General features: G+C 52.4%; 3 protein-coding genes and 1 pseudogene. 3 read left to right on the top strand and 1 reads right to left on the bottom strand.

Annotated elements, in window-relative coordinates:
- A pseudogene (locus tag Q7J88_RS04030) lies at positions 1-435 on the top strand (AMP-binding protein); the annotation flags it as partial.
- 20 nt (positions 436-455) lie between these two features.
- Entirely contained in the window at positions 456-812 is a 357-nt protein-coding gene (locus tag Q7J88_RS04025) for a hypothetical protein (protein WP_303720869.1), read from the top strand.
- 31 nt (positions 813-843) lie between these two features.
- Here Q7J88_RS04025 and Q7J88_RS04020 read toward each other — a convergent pair whose 3' ends face one another.
- The gene (locus Q7J88_RS04020) at positions 844-2,307 is read right to left on the bottom strand and encodes a sigma-54 dependent transcriptional regulator (RefSeq protein ID WP_303720868.1); all 1,464 of its coding nucleotides are present in this window, start codon (positions 2,305-2,307) and stop codon (positions 844-846) included.
- A 173-nt stretch (positions 2,308-2,480) separates the two neighbouring features.
- Between Q7J88_RS04020 and Q7J88_RS04015 the strand changes: the two genes are divergently transcribed.
- Positions 2,481-3,058, top strand: a 578-nt coding sequence (locus tag Q7J88_RS04015; protein WP_303720867.1) for a VIT domain-containing protein, incomplete at its 3' end; no start/stop codon positions are given.

The following is a 3,058-nucleotide window of genomic DNA, read 5'->3' as shown; positions in this document are numbered from 1 at the left end:
TACCTGAACCGCCCCGATAAAACCGCCTCGGCGATCGTCGACGGCTGGTACGTCACCGGCGACATCGGCCGCATTGACAGCGACGGTTTTCTGCACATCACCGACCGCCTCGCCCGCTTCAGCAAGATCGGCGGCGAAATGGTGCCGCACGTCAATGTCGAAGAAGTTTTCTACCGCGAGCTGGGATTGACCGGGAACGTTTTGGCCGTGACCGCTATCCCAGACGAAAAGAAAGGGGAAAAGCTGGTGGTGGTCTATACCGAAGAAGCCGGAGAAAAAGAAAGATTGTTGAAAATTTGTAAGGAAAGCGAGCTGCCAAACCTATGGCGACCGCAGCCGGAAAATTTTATCAAAGTTCTTGAGCTGCCCATGCTTGGCAGTGGCAAACTGGACTTGGGTGCTTTGCGGAAATTGGCGGAGGAATTTGCGTCATAACCCCGGAAAGGAGAGTGGACATGCGTATGAACAGAATACTTTTAAGCGGTTTGTTTTTTGTGACATTTCTTTCTGCATGCACCAACCAGGATGCAGCGCAACTGGGAAGTTTAATCGGTCGCTCTTTGGGCAAGCCGGTCGGCACCGTTGCAACGGCGATCGATGAAACTTTTCGTACCGCCGGGGATGTCGTGAAAGAGAATCCGCGTTTCCAGAACCAGCGCAACGACCCGAAACCGACGGTTTCACCACCGATTCCAAACACCAACGAAGATTATTACTACAAAGCTGAAGTTTTGGTGAAGACCCGCGGACCAGCCCAGATTGAATCATTGAGTCTGCAACAGACCGAGGACGTTTCCGACTTCTGGAAATGAAAAGGGGAGATTTTGACGATCCCGCAACGGCTCAGGCTCCCTGAATATACTTCTTTACCGTGCGCCGGTCGAGCTGCGTTCTACGTGCCACCTCTTCATAGGTGCCGAAACGCTGGTGCAGTTGCCGGCAGTACAGAGTCAGCAATTCTTGAGCATTCATCTCGCCGGCATCCGCCAGCGCCTGCAGATTGCCTTCCCCTGTTGAGTTGGCAAACGGATCGCCGGTATAGCTGCCATTCAGCAGCACGCGCCGAACCGCCTGCTCCAACTCACGCACATTGCCCGGCCAGCAATAACGGATCGGCAGATCGTGTAAAAGGGACTGGCGGATCGACTGGACTAATCCGGGTTCAACGTTGTCGAGAATTCGCATCAGCAGATGCGCCAGCAGGGCATCGAGCGAAGCGGGGTCCTCGCTGAGTTGCTGACGCAACGAGGGCACCTCGATCACGTCGGAACACAGCCGGTAATAGAAATCGTCGCGAAAATTACCGGCGCGTCTCAGTTCATCAAGAGAGCGGTTGGTGGCGGCGATAATGCGGCCGCGAAACGGTATGTTTTCGTGGCTGCCGACCGGCGTATAGGTTCGCTCCTGCAGCACCCTCAGTAATTTGATTTGTACAGGGACCGATACGTCGCCGATTTCGTCAAGAAAGATTGCACCATGTGGCACGCAGCGGCCTAAAATCCCAAGGTGGTTGTCGATGGCGCCGGTAAAGGCGCCTTTTTTGTGGCCGAACAATTCTGATTCGATCAGTGACTCGGGGAATTGCGACAGGTTGGTGGATATCAGGTTCCGCGTAAAGCTTTCGGCAAAACGCCCGCGTTTTTCATCAAAAGGGATATAGCCCGAGCGACCGATCGCTGCTGCTGCTGCGCCCTTGCCGGTTCCCGTCTCGCCAAGCAGCAGCGTTGAAAAGTCTTCCATTCGATTCCAGAGCTGCGCCTCATAGCGCCTTACATCGTGGGTGAAGATGTTGTTCCACAGGGCACAGCGCAGCTTCTGAATCGAATGGCTCTGTCCGACCAGTTGGTCGATGAAGAAGAAGGCTCTACGCAATTGGTAGAAAAAAGCGAAATAATGTCGAGCCTCTTCACTTTTGAAACCGTATTCTCGCAACCGGGTAAGCAGCTCGCCGGAAAATGGTACTGCGCACGGCTCATTTCCTTCATGTAATTGCTTTTGGATCAGTTGGTCGAATGCGTTCAGGTAGCGATGAAACTGCTCAAACAGTAAACCCATGGCCAGACAGGTGCGATCTCCACCCTCGTATAAGGCCAGATTGCCTCGGCCGGCTTTTTCCAAAATTCGCACGCGATCCCGAACCGATTCGAGGGCGGCTTCCAGCAGTTCTTTCTTGCTGCCCCCCGTCAGTCCGGCCAACTGTTTATCCAGGGCAGCGCGTTCTTCTCCAAACGGGTTGCTGAACGCCGCCTTGCTGACGAGCTGGAAAAACTGCCGGTCTTCGGTTTTAAGTTTCTCTGATCGTGACATGCATAAAATGTATATCAGTTGTGCATAGAAAGCCAGAATGCAAAACAGATCAATTAAAAAATAAAGCGTTTAAAATTTAAAACTATTTGTAAATACAGTCTGTTGGAAGATTTTATAATTTCTGGCACGTCCTCTGAAAAGTCTATGTCCAAACACTCTTAAGGAGGACAGTCATGAAAAAAATCAGATCACTCAAAATCGTTCTATTGGGGGTTGTTTGTCTGCTCATGGGCAGCGCAACCTTCTCGTTGGCAGCAGGACTTCTCAAGCCGATCGGAGGCGGTGACGATTCGGCCCTGTCCATCACCTCTCATCGGGTCGATGTCACCATTAACAATGGCTTTGTTCGCACAGAGGTCGATCAGACATTCAGCAACAGCAGTCCGTCCTCGCTCGAAGGGATCTACTCTTTTCCTTTGCCGAAGCAGGCCAGTCTGTCGGAACTGTCACTCTGGGTCAACGGGCAGGAAATCCTGGGCGAAGTGGTAGAAAGACAAAGGGCGAAAAAAATTTATGAAGAACAAAAAGCACAGGGGAATCAGACCGCATTGGCGGAGAAGAATGACTACAAAACCTTTGAGGTCAGGGTCGGAAATGTGATGCCTCGGAGTGAAGCGCGTGTAAGGCTGGTGTACTACCAGCCCCTGGAGATTGATCTGAACGTTGGCCGCTATCTTTATCCGTTGGCCGAAGGGAATGTCGATGAAGAGCAGCTTGCCTTCTGGTCTGTCGATGACCGGGTCACAGGGCC

It is taken from the genome of Malonomonas rubra (genome assembly GCF_003247215.1).
Classification (GTDB): domain Bacteria; phylum Desulfobacterota; class Desulfuromonadia; order Desulfuromonadales; family Geopsychrobacteraceae; genus Malonomonas; species Malonomonas rubra_A.
The sequence above is the reverse complement of the archived record's forward strand: the minus strand, read 5'-3'. Positions and strand labels throughout refer to the sequence as shown.